Annotated in this window: 1 protein-coding gene; it reads right to left on the reverse strand. The window is 65.6% G+C overall.

What is annotated here, in order from left to right:
* Nucleotides 1-321 precede the first annotated feature (321 nt).
* The gene (locus D9599_RS30565) at nt 322-1,413 is read right to left on the reverse strand and encodes an IS110 family transposase (protein ID WP_198385107.1); all 1,092 of its coding nucleotides are present in this window, start codon (nt 1,411-1,413) and stop codon (nt 322-324) included.
* Between the last annotated feature and the right edge of the window lie 62 nt (nt 1,414-1,475).

Below are 1,475 nucleotides of genomic sequence, written 5' to 3' on the forward strand. Positions count from 1 at the left end.
GTTTTCTCTATCCCGGCCTGGCGGGTCAAGGCGCTTCTATCTCATCCGAGCAACTCCTCTCTCATCTTCGATGCCGCCTTGATATTGGCTGCGCGCGGTCCGTCCTCGTTGCCCTGCTGTTGCTGCGGCGTGGTCCCTGAGGTGACAGTCTTCTCTACGTGCTCAGCGCGCTCGGCCGGCACAGGATGGGGTCGGTCAGGTGGCCCGGAGCGATCTCGTCAGCGGTCTCTCACCAAGGTGGGACCAAACGTATCTGCGCTCTCGAACCAGCCCGTCCCTCGCGGGACCCGCCACGGCGTGGCAGGGCAGCCGGGCCGCCGCTCAGGCAGCCTCGGCCTGCTTCGTCCAGCGGAAGGGCTCGCCCGACCGCCACATCGCGTGCATCGTCACGGCCAGCCGACGTGCCAGGGCCACTTTGGCGCGCCGTGCGCCTCGTGCCTTGGCCAGGCGCATGGCCCAGGCCTTCAGGGCTGACCAGCGGCCGCGTGTCATCATCGCGTTCGCGGCCACATAGAGCAGCCTTCGCATGCCCCGATCGCCCATCTTGCTGATCCGTCCGCTGATATTGACCTCGCCGGAACTGTACTGCCGGGGCGTGAGGCCGAAGTGAGCTCCGACCGTTCGTGACCTCTGAAAGCGTGCGGGGTCATCAACGCAGGCCTTGAACGACAGCGCGGTATGCGCTCCCACGCCCGGGATCGTCATCAGCAGGCGGCAGACGGGATCATGCTGGGCCGTGGCGATGATCTGTCGGTCAAGAGCAAGGATCTGGCGCATGATCGTGGTGCGCGCCTCCAGCAGGGGGCGGATGATCAGGTGCAAAGCATCCGACTCACCAATGCGCTCCAGGACATCCTCGGCAAAGCGGCTCCCACGAGTTGGAAAGTGGATCCCCTCGAGGCGCAGCAGGCCACGGATCGTGTTCTCCAGGGCCACCCTCTGGCCGTGCAGTGTCCCACGCGCCGTCAGCAGCATGCCCCGGCGCTGGCTCTCCTGCGACTTGATCCAGACCTCGCGATAGCTCCTCACGCGCATGAGATCGGCGATGCCGCGGGCATCATTGCGGTCGTTCTTGTTCCGAAATCCCGCCTGCAGGGCCGCCGCCGCATGTCGTGCATCAATACACACGGCAGGGCGCCCAAGCCTGCGCAGTTCCAGGCAGAGCCAGGACGACGTCCCTCCAGACTCCAGGCCAATGCGCTCGCAGCCGAGTTCATTCTCCCCGAGAAAGCGACTGATCACCTCCGGGTCGGTGGCCAGCTTGGCCTCCCTGACCACACGCCCATCACCGTCTACGACGCAGAGCGCAGTCTGCTTCAGAGACACGTCCAGTCCACAATAGAGCATGGCACCGTCCTCCAGAGCTGGGGCATGAAGCTGGCAAGCCATCGCCAGCCCTTCCAAACCAGGCATCCCGCTCCGCCTAGACAAGGGGTGGCGGCTACGCCGGGCCGGGATACCCCATCTCGTCAACG

The organism is Roseomonas sp. KE2513 (assembly GCF_016107305.1).
GTDB lineage: Bacteria > Pseudomonadota > Alphaproteobacteria > Acetobacterales > Acetobacteraceae > Roseomonas.